The 19999-nt window shown below is 69.6% G+C and carries 22 protein-coding genes; 10 read left to right on the top strand and 12 right to left on the bottom strand.

Annotation, left to right across the window (positions count from 1 at the left end; genetic code table 11):
* Window positions 1-18: 18 nt before the first annotated feature.
* From ABD255_RS20395 to ABD255_RS20380, 4 genes are read right to left on the bottom strand one after another with little or no spacing between them, the layout of a single operon-like run.
* Window positions 19-753: an SDR family NAD(P)-dependent oxidoreductase gene (locus ABD255_RS20395; protein WP_344216232.1), complete on the bottom strand. Its 735-nt coding sequence runs from the start codon at window positions 751-753 to the stop codon at window positions 19-21.
* Between the two features lie 2 nt (window positions 754-755).
* Window positions 756-2009, bottom strand: coding sequence for a class I SAM-dependent methyltransferase (locus ABD255_RS20390; RefSeq protein WP_344216230.1), 1254 nt, complete (start codon window positions 2007-2009; stop codon window positions 756-758).
* Entirely contained in the window at window positions 2006-2662 is a 657-nt protein-coding gene (locus ABD255_RS20385; RefSeq protein ID WP_344216228.1) for a DUF1365 domain-containing protein, read from the bottom strand. The genes ABD255_RS20390 and ABD255_RS20385 overlap by 4 nt, the downstream gene beginning before the upstream one ends.
* A gap of 53 nt (window positions 2663-2715) precedes the next feature.
* On the bottom strand, window positions 2716-3972 hold the full coding sequence (locus ABD255_RS20380) for an NAD(P)/FAD-dependent oxidoreductase (RefSeq protein ID WP_344216225.1): 1257 nt from the start codon (window positions 3970-3972) through the stop codon (window positions 2716-2718).
* Between the two features lie 229 nt (window positions 3973-4201).
* On the opposite strand from ABD255_RS20380, the gene ABD255_RS43780 reads away from it, so the two are divergent.
* The 3 genes from ABD255_RS43780 (at window position 4202) to ABD255_RS20370 (ending at window position 5805) form a co-directional block, all read left to right on the top strand.
* Window positions 4202-4300, top strand: coding sequence for a putative leader peptide (locus ABD255_RS43780; protein WP_425554475.1), 99 nt, complete (start codon window positions 4202-4204; stop codon window positions 4298-4300).
* A 50-nt stretch (window positions 4301-4350) separates the two neighbouring features.
* Complete coding sequence (locus tag ABD255_RS20375; RefSeq protein ID WP_344216223.1) at window positions 4351-5250, top strand: sulfite exporter TauE/SafE family protein; 900 nt, start codon at window positions 4351-4353, stop codon at window positions 5248-5250.
* Window positions 5251-5358: 108 nt separating this feature from the next.
* A complete protein-coding gene (locus tag ABD255_RS20370) occupies window positions 5359-5805 on the top strand; it encodes a PLD nuclease N-terminal domain-containing protein (RefSeq protein WP_344216221.1) in 447 nt (148 codons plus the stop codon).
* 247 nt (window positions 5806-6052) lie between these two features.
* Here the strand turns inward: ABD255_RS20370 and ABD255_RS20365 are convergent, their stop codons facing one another.
* Window positions 6053-6346 carry a WhiB family transcriptional regulator gene (locus ABD255_RS20365; protein ID WP_012920258.1) on the bottom strand — a complete coding sequence of 98 codons (294 nt, stop codon included), beginning with the start codon at window positions 6344-6346 and terminating at the stop codon, window positions 6053-6055.
* Between the two features lie 153 nt (window positions 6347-6499).
* Between ABD255_RS20365 and ABD255_RS20360 the strand changes: the two genes are divergently transcribed.
* The gene (locus ABD255_RS20360; RefSeq protein ID WP_344216219.1) at window positions 6500-7492 is read left to right on the top strand and encodes a MerR family transcriptional regulator; all 993 of its coding nucleotides are present in this window, start codon (window positions 6500-6502) and stop codon (window positions 7490-7492) included.
* Here the strand turns inward: ABD255_RS20360 and ABD255_RS20355 are convergent.
* The 3 genes from ABD255_RS20355 to ABD255_RS20345 form a co-directional block, all read right to left on the bottom strand.
* A complete protein-coding gene (locus ABD255_RS20355) occupies window positions 7489-8040 on the bottom strand; it encodes a histidine phosphatase family protein (protein WP_344216217.1) in 552 nt (183 codons plus the stop codon). The two genes, ABD255_RS20360 and ABD255_RS20355, sit on opposite strands and share 4 nt — an antisense overlap.
* Before the next feature lie 9 nt (window positions 8041-8049).
* Complete coding sequence (locus tag ABD255_RS20350) at window positions 8050-8520, bottom strand: hypothetical protein (RefSeq protein WP_344216215.1); 471 nt, start codon at window positions 8518-8520, stop codon at window positions 8050-8052.
* A 169-nt stretch (window positions 8521-8689) separates the two neighbouring features.
* Entirely contained in the window at window positions 8690-9214 is a 525-nt protein-coding gene (locus tag ABD255_RS20345) for a GNAT family N-acetyltransferase (RefSeq protein WP_344216213.1), read from the bottom strand.
* A gap of 300 nt (window positions 9215-9514) precedes the next feature.
* On the opposite strand from ABD255_RS20345, the gene ABD255_RS20340 reads away from it, so the two are divergent.
* The 3 genes from ABD255_RS20340 (at window position 9515) to ABD255_RS20330 (ending at window position 12737) form a co-directional block, all read left to right on the top strand.
* Window positions 9515-10597, top strand: a complete 1083-nt coding sequence (locus ABD255_RS20340) for a 3-deoxy-7-phosphoheptulonate synthase (protein ID WP_344216211.1) — start codon at window positions 9515-9517, stop codon at window positions 10595-10597.
* A 65-nt stretch (window positions 10598-10662) separates the two neighbouring features.
* On the top strand, window positions 10663-12264 hold the full coding sequence (locus ABD255_RS20335) for a phosphocholine-specific phospholipase C (RefSeq protein ID WP_344216209.1): 1602 nt from the start codon (window positions 10663-10665) through the stop codon (window positions 12262-12264).
* Window positions 12261-12737 carry a phospholipase domain-containing protein gene (locus ABD255_RS20330; protein WP_344216207.1) on the top strand — a complete coding sequence of 159 codons (477 nt, stop codon included), beginning with the start codon at window positions 12261-12263 and terminating at the stop codon, window positions 12735-12737. The genes ABD255_RS20335 and ABD255_RS20330 overlap by 4 nt, the downstream gene beginning before the upstream one ends.
* 3 nt (window positions 12738-12740) lie before the next feature.
* Here the strand turns inward: ABD255_RS20330 and ABD255_RS20325 are convergent, their stop codons facing one another.
* Genes ABD255_RS20325 through ABD255_RS20315 form a run of 3 tightly spaced genes read right to left on the bottom strand, consistent with a single transcriptional unit; the run spans window position 12741 to window position 15879 of the window.
* Window positions 12741-13529: an ABC transporter permease gene (locus ABD255_RS20325; RefSeq protein ID WP_344216205.1), complete on the bottom strand. Its 789-nt coding sequence runs from the start codon at window positions 13527-13529 to the stop codon at window positions 12741-12743.
* Window positions 13526-14953, bottom strand: a complete 1428-nt coding sequence (locus tag ABD255_RS20320; protein ID WP_344216203.1) for a DUF1349 domain-containing protein — start codon at window positions 14951-14953, stop codon at window positions 13526-13528. The genes ABD255_RS20325 and ABD255_RS20320 overlap by 4 nt, the downstream gene beginning before the upstream one ends.
* Window positions 14953-15879 carry an ABC transporter ATP-binding protein gene (locus ABD255_RS20315; protein ID WP_344216201.1) on the bottom strand — a complete coding sequence of 309 codons (927 nt, stop codon included), beginning with the start codon at window positions 15877-15879 and terminating at the stop codon, window positions 14953-14955. The genes ABD255_RS20320 and ABD255_RS20315 overlap by 1 nt, the downstream gene beginning before the upstream one ends.
* A 166-nt stretch (window positions 15880-16045) precedes the next feature.
* Between ABD255_RS20315 and ABD255_RS20310 the strand changes: the two genes are divergently transcribed.
* Together ABD255_RS20310 and ABD255_RS20305 are read left to right on the top strand one after the other, a co-directional pair.
* On the top strand, window positions 16046-17116 hold the full coding sequence (locus ABD255_RS20310; RefSeq protein ID WP_344216199.1) for a sensor histidine kinase: 1071 nt from the start codon (window positions 16046-16048) through the stop codon (window positions 17114-17116).
* The gene (locus ABD255_RS20305; RefSeq protein WP_344216197.1) at window positions 17113-17787 is read left to right on the top strand and encodes a response regulator; all 675 of its coding nucleotides are present in this window, start codon (window positions 17113-17115) and stop codon (window positions 17785-17787) included. Before ABD255_RS20310 ends, ABD255_RS20305 begins: the two co-directional genes overlap by 4 nt.
* Here the strand turns inward: ABD255_RS20305 and ABD255_RS20300 are convergent.
* The gene (locus ABD255_RS20300; protein ID WP_344216195.1) at window positions 17764-18795 is read right to left on the bottom strand and encodes a LacI family DNA-binding transcriptional regulator; all 1032 of its coding nucleotides are present in this window, start codon (window positions 18793-18795) and stop codon (window positions 17764-17766) included. The genes ABD255_RS20305 and ABD255_RS20300 overlap by 24 nt on opposite strands.
* Before the next feature lie 163 nt (window positions 18796-18958).
* Here ABD255_RS20300 and ABD255_RS20295 point away from each other — a divergent pair, with 163 nt between their 5' ends.
* Window positions 18959-19999, top strand: coding sequence for a substrate-binding domain-containing protein (locus ABD255_RS20295; protein ID WP_344216193.1), 1041 nt, complete (start codon window positions 18959-18961; stop codon window positions 19997-19999).

Genomic DNA, 19999 nt, shown 5'->3' with positions numbered 1-19999 from the left:
TGTCCTGATCTGGACACTTCAGGACCGAGGGGTGAGAGCAATCGCCCAGAGCCGGTCGGGGACGAACTTCGCGAATTTCATCAGCAGCGCCATCTGCCAGGGGAACACGATGCGGGCGGACTGGTTCGCCATCCCGTCGGCGATGGCTCGCGCGGCCTCGGGCGCCTTCACCATGAACGGCATCGGGAACGTGTTGTCCTCGGTCATCTCGGTCTCGACGAAGCCGGGGCAGACCGTCAGTACGTCGATGCCGTCCGGGCGCAGCCGAGCCCGCAAGGCCTCCAGCAGGTTGATCTGCGCGGCCTTGGTCGCGCCGTACGCCTCCGAGCCGGGCAGGCCGCGATACCCGGCGACCGACGAGATCCCGACGATCATGCCGGCCCGCTGCGCCTTCATCCGGGGAATCAGCTCGCCGAGGCAGTTCGCCATCCCGCCGAGGTTGACCTCGGTGTGCCGGTGGAACGACTCGACGTCGAACTCGCCCATCTGCTTCCAGTAGCCGGCACTCAGTACGGCGATGTCGATCCCGCCGAGCTCGGCCACCACCTCGACAGCCGCCTGCCGGACGGAGTCCCGATCGGTGATGTCGCAGGGCACAGCTGTCATCCACTCGCCCGCGACCTCCTTCAACGCGTCGGCCCGCCGGGCGGACACCGCCACCTGCGCACCACGCCGGCACAACTCCTGCGCGAGCGCGGCCCCGATGCCCGACGAGGCGCCGACGACCCAGATCCTGCGACCGGCGAGGTCCACGATCAGTCCTTTCCTGAAGCTGTCGATCGCGTCAGTGCCAGTTGAGAGACCCCCAGGTACCCGGCGCGGAAGCCGGCCTCGGAGTACGCGAGATAGAACTCCCACATCCGCCGGAAGACGGCGTCGAAGCCGAGGTTCGCGACCTCGCCGGCCTGCGCGCTGAAGCGGTCCCGCCACAACCGCAGGGTGTGCGCGTAGTCGGGCCCGAGGTCGCGGCGTTGGACGACCTCGAGCCCACCCGCCGTCGCCGCGATCTCGTCGATCGCGGTCAGCGAGGGGATCAGTCCGCCGGGGAAGATGTACTGGTGGATCCAGCCCTGCGCGTGGCGGGTGGCGAGCAGGCGGTCGTGCGGCATGGTGATCGACTGCAGCCCGAACCTGCCGCCGGGCGCGAGCAGGCGGTCGACCGTCGCAAAGTACGCCGGCCAGTACCGCTCGCCGACCGCCTCGATCATCTCCACGCTGACGACGGCGTCGTACTGGCCCCGCACGTCGCGGTAGTCCATCAGCTCGACGGTCACGTCGACCCCGGCCTCGGCGATCCGCTTGCGGGCCAGGTCGCGCTGCTCGGCCGACAGCGTCACCGACGTCACCGTCGCACCGCGTTGCGCGGCCTGGATCGCGAGTTGTCCCCAGCCGGTGCCGATCTCCAGCACCCGGCTTCCCTCCCGGACCTGGGCGTAGTCGAGGATGCCGTCGATCTTGCGGACCTGGGCCTCGGCGAGCTGGTCGAAACCATCGGCCGACGACTCGAACCAGGCCGACGAGTACGTCAGAGTCTCGTCGAGAAAGGTGGCGAAGAGATCGTTCGACAGGTCGTAGTGGCGGGCGATGTTGGCCCGCGCGCCGCGCCGGCTGTTGTCCTCCGACGACGGCATCCGCTGCTCGATCAGCTTGCGGAACCGCTGCAGCGTCGGCGGTACGAGATCGGCCAGCCGGGTCGCGAAGACGGTCAGCAGGTCGGCCAGATCCGTGCCCTGCCCGGCACGCCAGTCGCCGACCATGTACGACTCGCCCAAGCCGATCTTGAGGTCGGTGCCGATCCGGTGGAAGAAGTTGTCCGACTTGATCTCCATCACCGGCGCCCCGGCGCCACCGGCACCCAGCAGAGTGCCGTCCGGCAGGCGCGCGAGCAGCGGGAGGTCCCGGACTGCCCGCCGAAGGATCTGCCGGGCCGCGGCGGCCCGCACCGGGCTGTACGGCGTACGGGCGACTCCTGGCCAGCGTTCGACGTCGACGAGTTGCAGGGTGCTCATCGGACTCCCTCCGGGGGTGCATGGTGTTCGCGCTTGATCACTGGCAACCGGCGAAGCCAGAGCCAGACACCATGCATTCGGATCAGCGCCCACACCTGATAGGTGACGAAGGGTGTGTGTAACGCCGCACGAAACACCGCGAGCCTGCTGGCGGGCCGCGGCCGCCCGGTGAAGGCCGCGGTGAACACCCGGTGGTCGTACTGCGACAGCTCGATGGCGACAGTGACTCTGTCGGCGTCCACCCGCAGCGTCACGTCGTACCGGCCCTGCACGGCGAAGAACGGCGAGACGTAAAACTCCTTGCCGAGGGTGAACCGCCCAGCCGCGTCAGGCCTGGCCAGCTGCGCGTGACGTTCGCCGTACGTGTTGTGGATCTCCAGTACTACGCAGCGCACGTCCCCGGCGGAGGTGAGACACCAGAAGACGCTGAGCGGGTCGAACACGTACCCGAAGCTGCGCGCGTTCGCCAGCATCACCACCCGGTCGTCCGGTCGCAGGGGGACGCCATGAGCGGCGGTGAAGGTCGCGATGTTCTCCCGCATCGATGGACCAGAGCCGAGGTGGTCGGCTGCCTTGAAACGCCTGCGGGGAAGGTCATCCACGTCGACGAGCCACTGGTACGTGCGATAGCGGAAGCGGTGTCGTACTGGCATCCGTCGGCTATGGCTGACATGACCGACCACCACGGCCGGCAACTGGGGGAGGGTCACCACGTAGCGCCCAGCCTCTCGGCCGCCTCGACGCCGGAACGGCAGCCGTCCTCGTGGAATCCCCAGCCGAGGTGCGCCCCCGCGAAGGCCAGTCGGGCGCCACCTGCGGACTTCAGCGCAGGAGCCGCGGCAACTGACTCCGGAGTGAAGACCGGGTGCGCGTAGGTCATCTGCTGGATCGCCTTGGAGGAATCCACCCAGCCCTCGGGGTTGAGCGTGACCAGGTAGTCGTCCGCGCTGGTTAGATCCTGCAGCCGGTTCATCCAGTAGCTGACCAGGACCTGCGGCTGATCGTTGTCGCAGCTGCCCATCCGGTAGTTCCAGGACGACTGGGCACGCTTGGCGGACGGCAGCACGGAGGTGTCGGTGTGGAGCCAGGTCGGGTTGGCCGAGTAGCGGAACGTGCCGAGCAGGGTCTTCTCGTCCGGTGTGGCATCGGCGAGGAGGTCGAGCGCGGTGTCGGCATGGGTGGCCACGACGACCTTGTCGAACTCCTCGGACCGGTCGGTGATCACCTCGACGGCGTCGTCGTGCCGCAGTACGGCGCGGACCGGGGTCGACGTACGGACTGCGCCGAGGCGGGCCACCAGGGCGTCGACGTAGGTGCGGGATCCGCCGGTGACTGTTCGCCACTGGGGAGAGCCGGTGACGGTGAGCATGCCGTGGTGCTCGAGGAACTGGAACAGGTAGCGAGCCGGATAGAGACCCGCGTCGGCGGAGCCGGACGACCAGACGCACGCGACCAGCGGCAGCGCGAAATGCCGGACGAAGTACGGCGAGAACTTGCGGGTGCGAAGGAAGTCGGACCAGGTGAGGTCGTCCCCGGTCGCCAGCACCTTGCGGGCCTCGCGGTGAAACCGGGGGACCTCTTTCAGCATCACCAGGAAGCGGGGATCGGCGGCGCGGCGAGGCTGGCTGAGCACGGCCGCGGCGCCACGGCCACCGGCATACTCGAGGCCGCAGCCGTCGCAGTGCACGCTCATGCTCATCTCGGTCGGCTGGGTCGCGATCCGGAGTTCGGCGAACAGGCGGAGCAGGTTCGGGTAGGTGCGCTCGTTGTGCACGATGAAGCCGGTGTCGACCCGAAGCCTCCGGCCGGCCGAGTCGGTCACGTCATGGGTGTGCGCATGGCCGCCGGGCCGGTCGTCCGCCTCGAAAACGGTGACGTCGTGGGTCCGGTTCAGTACGTGCGCCGCGGTCAGCCCGGACACACCGGAGCCCAGCACGGCGGCGGTCGGACGGTGACGAGTCATAGGGAGAGCCTTCCGCTCGCATAAGTTTCGAACAACTTTCAAGCATTCTCGGAAGGTTCTTCGGAGCCGGCCCGCCGCTCGATGGGTGCCAATCGAGCCAGCTCGGACGGCGATTGGTGGGGCCCGGGGCTGACCCAGGGGAGATGACTTGTGGCCCGGGGAGGGATTGGCCGTCTCAGATCGCGAAACCCAGGCATCTTGGCTGACTTTGTCTGCTTTCCTTGGAGGCATGCAGGTCACTCCGAACGCGCCCGGCGAGACGCTCACGCGCCGCCGCCACGTTGACCTGCTCCGCGTGAACTCCGCGGGCTGTCGCCTTCCGGCCTGATCCACCCCGGTCCCGTCCGACCTTTCTGTTCCGCCGGAAGGAACATCCTCGTGCGCCGTCTCATCCTCGTCGCCCTGCTCGGTTCGCTCGCCCAACTCGTCGATGGCACCCTCGGCATGGCCTACGGGGTCACCGCGACCACCGCGCTGCTGCTGACCGGCATCACGCCGGCCGTCGCCTCCGCCTCGGTCCACCTGTCCGAGGTGGGCACCACGCTCGCGTCCGGACTGTCGCACTGGCGGTTCGGCAACGTCGACTGGCGCGTGGTCGCGCTGATCGGCATTCCCGGTGGCGTCGGCGCCTTCGCCGGCGCGACCTTCCTGTCCAGCCTGACCACCGAGTCGGCGTCCCTGTGGATCGCGGCGCTGCTGCTCATGCTCGGTGTGTACGTCGTCGCCCGGTTCGCGTTCGGCAAGGTGCGGGCCGTGGTCGAGGGCAAGGTCGGTGGGCGGTTCCTCGGCCCGCTCGGACTGGTGGCCGGCTTCATCGACGCCACCGGTGGTGGCGGTTGGGGACCGGTCGCGACGTCGAGCCTGCTCAGCAGCGGCAAACTGGCGCCACGCCGTACGGTCGGGTCGGTGAGCGCGGCCGAGTTCATCGTCTCGGTCGCCGCGAGCATCGGGTTCCTCTTCGGGCTCGGGCGGTCGAACATTCCGGTGGGTCTCGTGGCCGCGCTGCTGATCGGTGGCGTGCTCGTCGCACCGCTCGCCGCGTGGCTGGTGTCGCGGCTGCCTACGCGCTGGCTGGGCGTGGGGGTCGGGCTGGTGCTGATCTTGACGAACGCCCGCACGCTGCTCAACGGCATCGGCTTCGGCGGGGGTTGGCGGTACCTCGTGTACGGCGTACTGGTGGTGCTGTGGGCCGGCCTGGTCGCGTTCGGCCTCCGCGGGGCGGCTCCGCGACCGGTGGTCGAGGCCGAGAAGGAACTCGAGACGGCCGGGCGGATCTGATCAGGGCCGGCCGAATCTGATGACGGTTGGCTTACATCCGCGCCCGGGTGGCGCCGTGATGGCACGGTCGCGGCGGACCGTTGTCGCCGGTGCCCGTACTGTTGGAGCGTGGTCCGATTTCTGCCGTTCCTGATCAGCCTGGTGCTGAGCGTGTATGCGCTCTTCTCCTGCATCCAGACACGCGATGAGGACGTTCCGTACCTGCCCAAGCTGGTCTGGATCGTCCTGATCGTCTTCGTGCCGTTCGTCGGCCCGATCACCTGGCTGCTGATGTCCCGAAACCACGGCCGCCGCCGCAGCGAAAGCGCCGCCCCACGCCCCAAACCCACCGGCCGCCCGGTAGCCCCCGACGACGATCCGGACTTCCTGGCGTCGCTGGACCGCTACCGAGACCCGCGTACGACGGTCCGCCCGCCCACCCCGGACGACCCCAAGCCGCCCGAGACCAAGCCGGAAACCAAGCCCGAGGACAAGCCGACGGCCAAGGACGACAAGCCGTCCAAGCCCGAAGACGAAGCCGAAGCCCCCACCGAACCAGAAGACGGCAAAGCCTGACCGCACGGTCGCCGCTGCGGTTCTGCTGGTCCTTCAGCCCCGCTGGGCATCCGCACTCGATGTGTAGCTGAGTGCGGCAGCGCTTCACTCACCGCCGCGGTTTGTGGCGTGCGGCGGCTGAGCCTGGGGCTCGAAGGTGAGGATTTGGGATCAACCTCGGCGCGGATGAGGCCGGATCGAGGTTGGGGCCGGGGCCGGCCGTGGGCCGGACCCGGGTGGGTCGGGGTGGTTCAACTCCCGGCGGCCGTCAGGCGGACTTCCTGTGTTCGGCGAGTACGACGTTGTCCCGCTCGGATTCCGTGGTCCCGCCCCAGACGCCGTACGGCTCTCCGACGGAGAGTGCGTGCTGACGGCACTCGGGCTGGACCGGGCAGGTACCGCAGAGTGACTTCGCCACCATCTCGCGCGCGCGTTTGCGGACGCCACGCTCCGATTCGGGGGAGAAGAACAACTCCGGGTTGACGTCGCGGCAAGCGGCCTGCGACTGCCAGTCCCACAGATCCATGAGCGGGCGGGGTAGGCGAGGCATCCCTCTCGACATGGCAACCTCCTTGACTCACCGTGAGCGCGGACGGGCGCTCGGTGAAAACTATGCTCAACTCATGCGCAGTTCAACCCTTGTTGTCTCGAACTTCGGTCGAGTTGTTATCGGCCCGTGGCGTTTGACCCCCGTCAACCGGGCACAACGGGCATCATGAACGCCGTGCCCACCTCGTCGCAGAGCACCGCCGAGACCCTCACGGTCGGGGCTGCCGCGCGCCGGCTCGGAATCGCCGCGCCGACCCTGCGGAGTTGGGAGCGCAGGTACGGATTGAGCCCGAGCGCGCGCTCAACCGGCGGTCACCGGCGCTACAGCCTGGAGGACCTGGCCAAGCTCAAGGCGATGCTCGGCCTGGTCAACCAGGGCGTTCCGACGGCCGAGGCGGCGGCATCGGTCCGTGACCGGATCTACCCCGCCTCATCACCGAGTGTGACATCCGCCACTTCCGTTGCCGAGGGCACCCGCGGGCGGCAGCACGCCGTACCGGCGGCAACACCCCCGGGCCGGTCCCTGACGCGGTCGAAGCCGGAGCCGGGCAAGCTCACCGACCTGTTCGCGATCGCGAACTCGATGGACAGCGATCGGCTCACCCACGAGGTCGCCCGGAGCCTCGACCGGTCCGGGGCCGTCGAGGCCTGGACCAGCCGGCTGATGCCGCTGCTGGTCGAGGTCGGGGACCAGTGGGAGCGCACCGGCGCCTGTGTCGAGGTGGAGCACCTCGCGTCGGACGCGGTCGCCGGCGGGTTGAGGTATCACACCCGCCGCGCGGTGGAGCGGTTCAAGCCGAACGAGTCCGAGCGTCCCGTCGTACTGGCCTGTCTCGAGCGGGAGGACCACGCGCTGCCATTGCTCGCGTTGGCGGCGGCCATGGCCGAGCGCGCCATCCGGGTCCGCACGCTGGGCGCTGCGACTCCGGTGAGCTCGCTCTCGACCGCCGTACGGCGAATCCGGCCGGCCGCCGTCTTCATCTGGTCGAGCGCTCCGGAGACCGCCGACCTGGACGCGCTGCGCACGCTCGCCCGCACCAGGCCGGCGTACTCACTGGTGGTCGGGGGACCGGGGTGGCGGGCGCTCGGCAAGCCTGACGGTTGGGTGGCCTCCCTCGCCGATGCGGTGAGCGCCCTGGAGTCGGCAGTCCGGCCCTAGTGTCCCGTAAGCGAGCCCTCGTAGCGGAAGTACTCGTGGGCGCCGTGCGCCGTGTCGCGTTCACCGGTCAGCGCGCGGATCACCATCGAGTGAGTGATCACCAGCACCGGCCCGTCCGTTGACGCCGTATGCCGAGCCAGGGCGGCCATGGCGCGCTCCCGTACGCCGGACAGCGGCTCCCACGGCCGGGCGATCCCCTCGGGCCACTCACCGCCGTACGCGTCGAGCTCCGCCTGAGCCGCCCGTACGTCGGCAACCCCGCGCCACGACCCCGTGTGGTCGGGCAGCCAGTCGCGCAGGTCGTAGTCAACCCGTACTCCGAGGGCCAGGCGGTGGCCGATGATCGCGGCACTGTGCAGGGCCCGGGTGAAGGGGGAACTGACCAGGTATGTGGCACCGATGCCACTCAGGAGGTCCGCGACGGCCTCGGCCTGCTTCGCCCCGTCCGGAGTCAGCGGAGCCGCGTCAGCGGCCATTCCGGGCCAGCCACGGCTATCCACCGGCGCGTAGTCCGGCTCACCGTGCCGGACCAGGTAGATCTGGGTCACGAGAGAGTTCTACCTGAGGTGCCGGGCTCCCGCCCAGCCTCGGGCGTGGGGGCTCGGCGGGCCGGACGGGTCGGCGATAGAGGTCGGCGGGCGGACGCTGTGCTGTGCGCCGAACAGGTGGTCTAGGTCGAGCTCGGGCCGGTAGCTGCCGGCGTGCGCCGGTTCTGCTGCGGCACGGGCGCGGGCCAGCGCCTCGGCCCCAGCCTCCAAGCTGTTGTCGGGACGCGGCTGAGGCAGCCTGGGCTTCGCCTCTGCGGCGAGGCGGGAGGTCTCCAGCCAGCGGACCTCGGTCGCGCCCTCGTGCCCGTGGACCGCCAGCACGGAGTCCAGATCCGGCCAGACCGCGGTCGCCGGGTTGTTACCCCGCCAGCGCAATGCCACCGACCCGTCGGTGAACACGCAGCCCTCGGCGACCACACCGGTGCCGGAGACACCGCTGAGATCGCGATAGCGGACCAGTTCGAAGGTCCGCGGCCTCACCGTCCGGCCCCGGCCGGCTGCCTACCAAGCAACCCCGGACACCCGAGCAAACCCTGACTCTCGAGCACCCTCTGACCCCTGAGCGGACCTGCCACCGTGCTGCACCCCTTAACGCCTCGACTAGTGCCTCGACCTTGTGCAGCCCTCAACGACCCACGGCAGCCTGCGGTTACACGCTCTCTCGTCGCATGAAGACGCGCTCCGCCGGGTCGAGGCCGAACGCCGTCTCCTCCGCGAGGATCTCGGCCAGCCCCGGGGTGATCTCAGCCGTCGTCAGCTCGCGGAAGCCCAGACGGGCGTAGTACGGGCCGTTCCAGGGGACGCTGCGGAAGGTGCTGAGGGTCACGGCGGGCAGCGCCTGGCCGGCGGCCCACTGGGCGACGTGGTCGATCAGCAGCTGCCCGAGCCCTTGCCGGCCGTGATCCGGGTGGATGCTCACCTGCTCGATGTGAGCCGCGCCGTCGACCAGCTTGACCAGCACGAAGCCGATCGGCCGGTCGTCAAGGCCGGCCAGCACCCAGGCCCGGCCGGCCCGCTGGTAGCGCTCGAACACCTCGACCGCGGGCGGCGCATGCTCGGCGACGTCGACCATGCCGATCTCCCGGAACAACACCCCGGCGGCTTGTTCGATCGATCGCAGCTCGGCGAGCTCGTCGAGCCGGGCCGGGCGGACGGACGCAGCGGTGGTGATCATGGCCCGAGGCAACCAGGTGGAGCTGGGACTGGCCAGCGGATTTCCGGCTGCCGTCTCGATCCGCGGGATCCGGCGAGACAGGCCGGTTGCGGTGGGTGCTATCGTCGGCGACGTGAAGCGTTGGTATTGGCGATTTTTTGAGTGGCCGGCTGTGGTGCCGGGCAGCTCAGCCGATCGCTGACGCCCGACCAAGAACCAGAGCCGGCTCTCGAGGCAAGGACATTCGTCCTTGCCTTTTCTCATTCCCAGCCGGCGCTGTCCTCGGGTCCACCGCGGAGGTCCGGCGGAAAGGTCTCCCTGATGAACACCCTTCCCAAGACCAGTCCGGGCCCGGTCGTCGACCGACGGATCGAGAAGACCGTCCCGTTGATCACGCCGCTGGCGTTGCACGACGAGTTGCCGCTGAGCGATCAGTTGGCCGAGACCGTCGTCGCCGGGCGGCAGGCCGTCACGGACGTGCTGAACGGCGACGACGACCGGCTGCTCGTCGTGGTCGGCCCCTGCTCGGTGCACGATGCCCAGGCGGCCCTGGAGTACGCCGACCGCCTGCGCCCCGTCGCCGAGCGACTCTCCGACGGTCTGCTCGTGGTGATGCGCGTGTACTTCGAGAAGCCGCGTTCCACCCTCGGCTGGAAGGGCCTGATCAACGACCCGGGCCTCGACGGCTCGGGTGACGTCAACACGGGTCTGCGGACCGCCCGCGCGCTGCTGCTCGAAGTGCTGGCGAAGGGGTTGCCGGTCGGGTGTGAGTTCCTCGACCCGATCACCCCGCAGTACATCGCGGACACCGTCGGGTGGGGCGCGATCGGCGCGCGGACGGTGGAGAGCCAGGTGCACCGGCAGTTGTCGTCCGGCCTGTCGATGCCGATCGGGATGAAGAACCGCCCCGACGGCAGCATCTCGACCGCGGTCGACGCGATCAAGGCGGCCGAGGTGCCGCACGTCTTCACCGGTATCGACCACGACGGCGCCCCCGCGATCCTGCACACCCGCGGCAACCCCGACTGCCACCTCGTACTGCGTGGCTCGGACGCCGGCCCGAACTACGACGCCGGGTCCGTCGCCGGCGCGCAGGAACTGCTCCGCAAGGCCGGCCTGCCCGAGCGGGTCGTCATCGACGCGAGCCACGGCAACAGCCGCAAGGACCACCGCCGCCAGCCCGACGTGGCCGCCGAGATCGGTGAGCAGGTGGCCGCCGGCAACAACGCGATCGTGGGGGTGATGCTGGAGTCGTTCCTGGTGGAGGGCCGGCAGAATCTCGACCCGACGACGCCGCTCACCTACGGCCAGTCGATCACCGACGCGTGCCTGGGCTGGGACACCACCGAGGCCGTGCTGGAGGGACTGCGCGACGCCGCGGTGAAGCGTCGTACGGGCGCGTGAACTTCTGAAGAATGGTCGCCGCGAGGCATCCCGCGTAGGCCCGGTCCTGACCTACTGTCCAGGGCATGACTGAGATTTCCCGCCGCCTGGTTCTTGGTTCCGCAGCCGGTGGGGCAGCGTTGTCGCTGCTCCCACCGTCGCTGCACGCGGCGATGGCGCAACCGATCAGACCCGGTGGGTTGAAGGCGATCGAGCACGTGATCGTCCTGATGCAGGAGAACCGGTCCTTCGACCACTACTTCGGCACGCTGCGCGGCGTCCGCGGGTACGGCGACCGCCTGCCGCTGCGGCTGCGGAACGGCAAGTCCGTGTTCCGCCAGCCGGTGACCGGCGGGGGCGAGGTGCTGCCGTTCTCGATCCGGAAGGCGGCAGCCGACGCCGGACGCGACGCGGACGACATCCAGTACCTCGGCGCGCTCCCGCACGGGTTCTCCGACGCGACCCAGGCCTGGGGCAACGGGTGGAACGACGACTGGGTGCAGGCCAAGACCGCCGCGTCCATGACGTACTACGACCGCCGGGACATCCCGTTGCAGTACGAGTTGGCCGAGACCTTCACGATCCTCGACGCCTACCACTGCTCGGTGAACGGCTCCACCAACCCGAACCGGAACTACCTGTGGTCCGGCACGACCGGCTACGAACCCGGTACCACGCAACGCGCGATCACCAACGCCGCGTACTCCTACGACCACCAGGGCTACGACTGGACGGCGTACCCGGAGCGGCTGGAAGCGGCCGGGGTGTCCTGGCAGATCTACCAGGAGTGGGACAACTTCACCGACAACGCGGTCGAGTACTTCAAGACCTTCAAGGAACTCGGCCGCCGGATCCTCGCGTCGGTGCCGGGTGGTTACCGCACCACCGAGGAGTTCTACGACAAGCTCTTCGCGAAGACGCCGGCCGAGCGCGCCGAGGCCCTGAAGCAACTCGAGGCGGCGGTGGCGAAGCAGCCTGCGCCGGACCAGAAGCTGTTCTACCAGGCGATGTACCGCAGCGAGCCCGAGTCGCTGGTGCCGCGGGTCCGAGCCGACATCAAGGCGGGCAAGCTGCCCAAGGTCAGTTGGCTCGTGCCGTCGGCGATCGACTCCGAGCACCCGAGTACGTCCACGCCGATCGGCAGCGCGAACCTCGTCTACGACCTGCTCGACGCGATCGCCGAGGACCCGGAGACGTGGTCGAAGACGGTCCTGCTGATCAACTTCGACGAGAACGACGGGTACTTCGACCACGTCCCGCCGCCGGTGGCGCCGCGGCCCGCCTCGGGCAACGACGACGACTGGTACTCCGGCCGCCCGATCGGCCTCGGCCCGCGGGTTCCGATGACGGTGATCTCGCCCTGGTCCGTCGGCGGGCAGGTGAACTCGCAGGTGTCCGACCACACCTCGGTGATCCAGTTCCTCGAGCGCTGGACCGGAGTACAGGAGCCGAACATCAGCGACTGGCGCCGGACCGCGTGCGGAGACCTCGTCTCCGCCTTCGACTTCAAGAAGTCGCACCGCCGGCCGTCGGTCGACGCACCCGGTCCGGTGCCCGCGCCGATCTCCCGCTGGCAGCCGAATCCGCCGGCCACCCAGGCCCTGCCGCTGCAGGAGCCCGGCCGTCGCCCGGCACGCGCACTGCCTTACCAGCCGGCGGTTTCCGGCTTGTTGCCGGCGGCAAGTTGAAGCTGCGACTGGGCAACAAGGCCGACGAGGCGGCGCACTTCGCGATCTACCCGTACGGCGGTGAACTGCCCGCGCCGGTGCATCTCGACGTCCGGGGCCAGTTGTTCACCGATGTCCCGGTGAGTGGTCCGTACGAGCTCGCCGTGCAAGGCCCGAACCGGTTCTGGGTCGAGCTGGCCGGATCCGTCGAGGGCGTCGCGGCCGGACTCGACGTACGGGTTCGCAAGGACGGCAGTTCGCTGCACGTCGAGCTCGAGAACACCGGGACGAAGCCGCTGAGCGTGAAGCTCAGGTCCCGCGGCTACGGCAGCCGGACGGTCAACCAGGACGTGCGCGGACGGCAGACCCGCACCCTCGCCTGGCCGACGGACCAGGGCTGGTACGACCTCGAGGTCACCACCGCCGAGGACACGACGTACCGCCGCCGCCTCACCGGTCACCTGGAGTCCGGCGCTCCGAGCGTCACCGGGTGAATCCTAGGCGTCGCGGAGCTTGAAGACGGCCAGTCCCAGCAGCATCGCACCGGTGGCATAGCCGGCCAGTACGCCGAGCCCGGGCCACGGCCCGATCGCCAGTCGATCGAGGCCGGTGGTGGCCTGGATGCTCAGGCCGGCGGTCATCGGTGCGAGCTTCTGGAGCCGTTCGTGCCACTGCGGATCGGCGACGAGTTCGGCGATCAGCGGAAAGATGTAGAGCAGGGTGAGGACGCTGATGATCGCGCCGGCCGTGTCCCGGACCACGGTGGCGATGCCGAGGCTCAACAGCGCGATCAGGCCGAGGTAGAGCACCGTACCGGCGGCCGCTCGTGCCGTCGAGCCGTCCGCCAGGGACAGCGGGGGATAGCCGTTCGCCGCCGTGAATCCGTTGCCTGGCAGCAGAATCCGGCCGGCCAGCAGCGAACCGAGGACGCCCAGCGTGCTCGCCGCCAGTACCATCCCGGTGACGACAGTTGCCTTGGTCAACAAGACGGTCAGCCGGCGCGGATTCGCGGTCAGCGTGGTCTGGATCAGCCGGTCGCCGTACTCGCCGCTGATGGTGAGAACGGCGAGGACGACGACCGCGATCTGGCCGAGCCAGACGCCGGTCAGGCTGAGCTTCGTGGTGTCCTCGAAGCACTCCGCCGGCGACGGGCAGCGGGAGGTGCTGACCGAACCGGTCGCCATCACCGCCACGGTGACGATCGCCGCGACCACCGCCAGCACCAGCCACGCCGTACTGCGTACGGTCCGCAGCTTCGTCCACTCGGCGTGCATCGAGTTCCTCATGCGTCCCGCCGGCGAAGCAACCAGTACGCCGCCGCCAGCGCCGCCGCGACGTACGCGCAGAGCACCCCGAGTCCCGCCCACGGGCCGATCGCGGTGTCGTACTGCTCGACGGTCTGCTGGATCGAGAATCCGGCCGCGGGCGTGACCCGTCCGAGCCACAACGCGGCGGACAAGGGCAGGCCACTGCCGAGGATCTGCGGTACGAAGAGCAGCAGGACCACCGCGGTGATGGCAGCCGCGCTGTGACGCAGGATGACGCCGACGGCGAGGCTGAGCACGGCGACGAGGGCCACCAGGGCCGCAGTACCGATGATGGCGCGGAGCACCGGCCAGTCCGACAGCGACGAGGCCTCGAAGCCGTTCGATTCCAGGATCGGTTGGGCCAGCAGGAAGGCGCCGAAGCTGGCGACCAGACCGGCGGCGAAGGTGGCGCCGCCGAGCACCACGGCCTTCGCCGCGAGCACCCGGCCGCGCCTTGGCCCGGCGGTGAGGGTCGAGCGGATCATGCCGCGCTTGTACTCGGAGGTGATGGACAGCACGCCCAGCGCGACGATCGCCATCAGTCCAGCGAGCACGCCGCTGAGGGTCATCTTGGCGATGTCGTCACCGAACTCGAAGGGCGCGACGTCCCCCGAGCCGGTGATCGTGAACAGGCCGTTCTCCTCGGTCGAACTGCCTTCCTCGGGCAGGATCGAGCGGTTGCGTTCCTGCCAGGGAATGCTCGCCTGGTCGGGCGTCGTACCGGCGTTGTCGAAGACCGCGCGGCCAGGGCTGGGCACCGCGGAGATGCTCTCGCCGCCGAACTGGCGCTCGATCCGCAGCCGGTTCGGCGAGGCGACGAACATCCCTGCCTCGGCCGTCGCTCCCAGTCCGGCGAGCCGCACCTTGCCCACCTCGGCCCAGTTGGAGCCGTCGGCCGATTCGTAGCCGGTGATCGATTCCCCGCTCCGGGTCAGGCGCAGCCAGCGGGGAGCCGTGCCGGGACTGCCGGCCACGTCGTCCTTCTCGTAGTCGGCCTGCAGTCGTACGCCGTTGCCCGGCGTCACCATGATCGCCGCGTAGGACGAGCCCGGCGTGGCTCCCTGCCTGATCATCACGCCGGCCTTCGCCCATTCGCCACTGTCGTCCTGCGAGACGACGCGAGCGGTGATACTGCCGTCGCCGGGCAGCGGCTTGAACACGAAGTAGCCCTCGTCCAGGTAGTCCGCGGGCGCGGAACCGGACTCACCGCCGCCCCCATCGGAGGACGAACTGCTGCCCGTTGCCGTGAGCAACGCGATCAGGATGGTCAGCAGAACCGCGGCGAGCAGGGTCAGGCCCCATCGAGGGACGGACCGCAGCTTGGTCCACTCACCCAGCAGCATCTGGGCGAACCCGTCCCGTCCCTGCCCCGTACTGCGCTGGTCCGGCAGCGTCGCGGTCATCACGCCTCCTTCGCAGCGGTGGCGCCGAACTCGACGGCGTCGCGGGTGAGTTCCATGTAGGCCTCCTCCAGCGAGGCCCGATGGGTGGAGACCTCCGAGACTCGGACGCCGTGCTCGGCCAGGACGGCGACGATGCGCTCCGCGGCCAGTCCTGAGACCGTCATGGCCTCACGATCCGTCGTGGCGACGGTGGCGCCGGCGTTGGCCAGTACGGTGATTGCCTGCGACAACTCCGGAGTCCGGATCAGCACTCTGCCGCCGGAGGCCGCCGCGAGCAGACTGCTCACGCTCGTGTCCGCGATCAGCCGGCCGTTGCCGATGACCACCAAGTGGTCGGCGCTTCCCTCCAGCTCACTCATCAGGTGGCTCGACACCAGCACCGCGCGGCCGTCCGCCGCCAGTGAGCGAAGCAGCCCGCGGATCCACTGGATGCCTTCCGGATCGAGCCCGTTGACCGGCTCGTCCAGCAGCAGCACTCCCGGATCCCCGAGCAGGGCCGCCGCGATGCCGAGCCGCTGGCGCATGCCCAGCGAGAAGGTGCCGGCCCGGCGTCGGGCGACCGACGTCAACCCGACCTGCTCCAGCACTTCGTCCACCCGCCTGCCCGGCAGCCCGTTGTACTGCGCCATCCAGAGCAGGTGATCCCGCGCCCGCCGACCTGGATGCAGCGCGGCGGCGTCCAGCAGTGCACCCACGTGACACAGCGGGGAACGCAAGGTCTGGTAGCGGCGGCCGTCGATCAGCGCGGATCCCGCGTCGAGGGCGTCGAGGCCGAGGATGATCCGCATCGTCGTCGACTTGCCCGCGCCGTTCGGTCCGACGAAACCGGTGACCTGGCCGGGGAGCACGGTGAAGGACAGATCGTCGACTGCGACCTGCTGCCCGTAGGCCTTGCACAGGCCGCGGATTTCGATGGTTGCTGACATGTGATCAGGCTAGGAAGCCGAGGGCCGCTCGGTCGTCACACCAGTGGGCGGTCTTCGCTGTCCCGGGCACCGGTGAGCGCGGGGGCCGGACGTCCCCCAGGCGGGGGATGCGGAACGGCTGGCGAAGGTGACGCCGATAGCGGTCCGGACCGGTGACAATGGCTGGGTGACGCAGGCAGACAGGCTGGTCGACCGGGTCGCCGCGATCAGCCGGCGGATCACCGATGCGCCCGAGTGGCCCGCCGTGGCCGCGATCGGGCTCGGCACGGCTGCCGTGATCGAGACGGTGGTCCAGTTGGAGGGCACCGGCGCGAACCTGTCGATCGCGCTGCTCCTCGCGCTGGCGAGCACGGCACCGCTGGCGGTTTCCCGCGAGCATCTCGTGCTCGGGGCGGGCGTTGTCGCGGTCGCCAACCTGCTGAGCGTTCTCGCCTACCAGTGGACGACGGTGGCCGGCCTGGTTGCTCTCCTCGCGGTGATCTACCTCGTCGGCGCGGTGATCGTCACTGGCCGCCGGCAGCGGCTGAAGGAGGCCGCGGCACGCGACGAGTCCAGCCGCCTGGTCGCGGACACGCTGCTCGAACACGCGCTGCGCGGCGAGCGAGCCCGGATCGCCCGGGAGTTGCACGACGTCGTTGCCCATCACATCTCGATGATCGCGGTCCAGGCGGAAACGGCAAGGTTGACGACTCCCGGCCTGCCGGCCGAGGGAGCCGATCGGCTGGTCGCCATCGGCGACACCGCCCGGGCGGCGCTGACCGAGATGCGCCGGCTGCTGGGAGTGCTCCGGGAGGACGCAGGCACCGAACCCACGCGCAAACCCCAACCGAGTCTGCAGCAACTGGTCGACCTGGTGGACGATGCGCGTGACTCGACCGGTGCGAGTACCCGGCTGATCGTTCACGGCCTGGTCGGTCCGCTCGATCCCGGCCTCGAGTTGATCGCGTTCCGGATCATCCAGGAGGCCCTGACGAATACCCGGCGGCACGCACCCGGTGCTGCCGTCGACGTCGAACTGGAGTACGGCGCGGATGAGTTGCGGTTGCGTGTCCGCGACAACGGCCCGGGTCGCAGTACGGGGAAATCGGGGGAGGGGCACGGGCTGCTCGGGATGCAGGAGCGCGCGGCGACGGTCGGCGGTTGGCTTCGGACCGGTCCCGCACCGGTCAACGGCTTCCTGGTCGAGGCGACGCTGCCGATACCGCGCCCGGTGTCGAGTGAGACGGTGGCTCGGTGACTGCCGCGGTGAGCATCGTCGTGGTGGACGATCAACAGGTCGTCCGCGACGGTTTCGCCGCGTTGCTGGGGACTCAGCCCGACTTCACCGTCGTGGCGACCGCGGCGGACGGCGCGGAGGCCGTACGGGTCTGTGGGGAGCACCGGCCGGATGTCGTCCTGATGGATGTGCGGATGCCGGTGATGGACGGGATCGAGGCGACCTCGCGGATCGCGGCGGCCGGCGGTGCGGTCGGGCCTCGCGTCCTGATGCTCACCACGTTCGACCTCGACGAGCACGTGTACGACGCGCTGCGCGCCGGGGCGAGCGGGTTCCTGCTCAAGGACATGACGTCCGAACGGCTCTTCGACGCGGTCCGGGTGGTCGCCGCGGGGGAGGCGCTGCTTGCTCCGACTGTGACGCGACGGCTGATCGGGGAATTCGCCCGGCTGAGACCCCAACTGGCCCAGCCACCGCGCCTGCTGGACTCGCTGACCCCGCGCGAGACCGAAGTGCTGCGCCTGATTGCCGAGGGGTTGTCCAATCCGGAGATCGCCGGCCGGCTGGTGGTCGGGGAGGAAACCGTCAAGACCCACGTGAGCCGCGTACTGACCAAGCTCGGGCTGCGGGACCGAACCCAGGCAGTGGTGATCGCCTACGAATCCGGACTAGTGGTTCCCCGCGGACACTAGGTCCGGTGGCGTGCAGCCGCAGGACTCGCGATGCATGATCTCGGCGGGCAGCCGGATCGTTTGCGGCGGAGCGTCCTGGTCGGTCATTCGCCGGAGCAGAAGCTGTACTGCGCGGGCGCCGATGGCGGCGGACGGTTGGGCGACCGTCGTCAGACCTGGGCTGAAGATGTCGGCCCAGGCGAAGTCGTCGAAGGCCGCGACGGCCAGGTCGCGCGGCACCCGGACGCCGGCTGCCCGGAGCGCTCCGAGGGCCCCGATCGTCATGTCGTTGTTGGCGGCGAAGACCGCGGTCGGCGGATCGGGCAGGTCCAGCAGTGCGAGTGCCGCCTTGCGTCCGCCCTCGCTGGTCGAGGAGCCGTCGACGATCAGGGCGGGGTCGATCGGACGGTCGAAACGCTGATGGGCCTGGTGGAAGCCGCGTAACCGCTCGGCGCTGGTCGACAACCCGGAGATGCCCGCGATCATGCCGATCCTGGTGTGGCCGAGCGAGATCAGGTGGTCGATCACGGCGGCGGTCGAGGCCTCGTTCTCGACGCCGACCTGGTCGGCGCGCAGGTCGGGATCGATCCGGTCGACGATCACGTACGGCACCGGGTGGTCCCGCAGCAGCGGCAGGGTGAGGTCGCGCCAGCCGTCGGCGGGCGCGATCACCAGGCCCTCGATGTGGTGGGCGAGCAGGTTCGCGACAGCGGCCGCCTCGTGCCGGGCGTCGTCGCGCGTGTCGACGATGATCAGGTTCAGCCCGGCCCGGGTGGCCTCGCCGTCGATGCCCTGGACCAGTTCGACCCAGTACGGGTTGGAGGCGGCGGTGAGGGCGAGGCCGATGGTCTGGTTCGAGCCGGCTGCCAGCGACCGAGCGATCGGGTGATGGCGGTAGTCGAGCAGGCGCATCGCGTGGTGCACCCGCTCCCGGGTGGCCGGGGCGACCAGTCGGGTGCCGTTCACGACATGCGAGACCGTACTCACCGACACTCCGGCGCTGCGGGCGACCTCGGTCATCGTGACCATCCGTCGAATGGTGGTCGCTGAGCGTGCGTTGCGCAAGGCTTTGCGCAAAGGCTGCGGGCGGTTCCGGGACAGGCCTAACTTCGCTCAAACGAGCGGCCCAGGCCGCTCCGACCCCACCGCCCGGGGTTCGGTCCCGGGCGCCCGGACCCCGGAGGGCAGATCCGTGGCACTCAAGACTTTCCAGGCCGCCAGGAAGACGCAGAGCGCGGGGCGGCTGCCGGTCGCAGTACTGGCGTTGTGCCTGGCCGCGACGACCGCGTGCACCGAGACGAAGGCGGGCAGCGGCGACGGCGGTGACAGCAGCGGGCCGGTGAAGATCGGCCTGGTCACCAAGACCGACACCAACCCGTACTTCGTCAAGCTGCGCGACTCCGCCAAAGCCGCGGCGGAGGCCAAGGGCGCCACGCTGATCGCGGTGGCCGGCAAGTTCGACGGCGACAACGAGGGCCAGGTGGCCGCGATCGAGAACCTGGTCCAGCAGGGCGTGAAGGGCATCCTGATCACGCCGAGCAACTCGACCGGCATTCTCGGCGCGCTCAAGCAGGCCAAGGAGAAGGGCGTTCTGGTGATCGCCCTGGACACCGAGACCGATCCGAAGGATGCCGTCGACGCGACCTACGCGACGAACAACGTGACCGCCGGCGAACTGCAGGGCAAGTACATCAAGGCCACTCTCGGCCAGACGGCTCCCAAGCTGCTGCTGATGGACGGGACGCCGGGTGGCACGGTGGACGAGCAGCGGCATCGCGGGTTCCTGCAGGGGATGGGGCTCAAGGACGGTGATCCGGCGATCCTCGGCGCCGCGCCGACCAACGGTGACCAGAACAAGGCGCAGGCGGCGATGGAGAACCTGCTCCAGCGCGACGCGAGCGTGAACGCTGTCTACACGCTGAACGAGCCGGCCGCTCGGGGTGCGGTCGCTGCGTTGACTGCGAAGGGTCTCGCGGGGAAGGTGGCGGTCGGGTCGATCGACGGCGGCTGCCAGGGCGTCGCCGACGTGAAGGCCGGGAAGTACCTGGCCACGGTGATGCAGTTCCCGAAGAAGATGGCCGAGCAGGGCGTGGACGCGGTCGTTGCCTTCAGCAAGGACGGCTCCAAGCCCTCCGGCTTCCAGGACACCGGCGCCCAGCTGATAACCGACAAACCCCTTCCAGGCCTGGAAAGCAAAGACACCACCTGGGGCACCCAGAACTGCTGGGGTTGA

It is taken from the genome of Kribbella sancticallisti (assembly GCF_039530625.1).
Taxonomy (GTDB): domain Bacteria; phylum Actinomycetota; class Actinomycetes; order Propionibacteriales; family Kribbellaceae; genus Kribbella; species Kribbella sancticallisti.
Note: the sequence above shows the minus strand (reverse complement) of the source record. Positions and strands in the feature narration are given on the sequence as shown.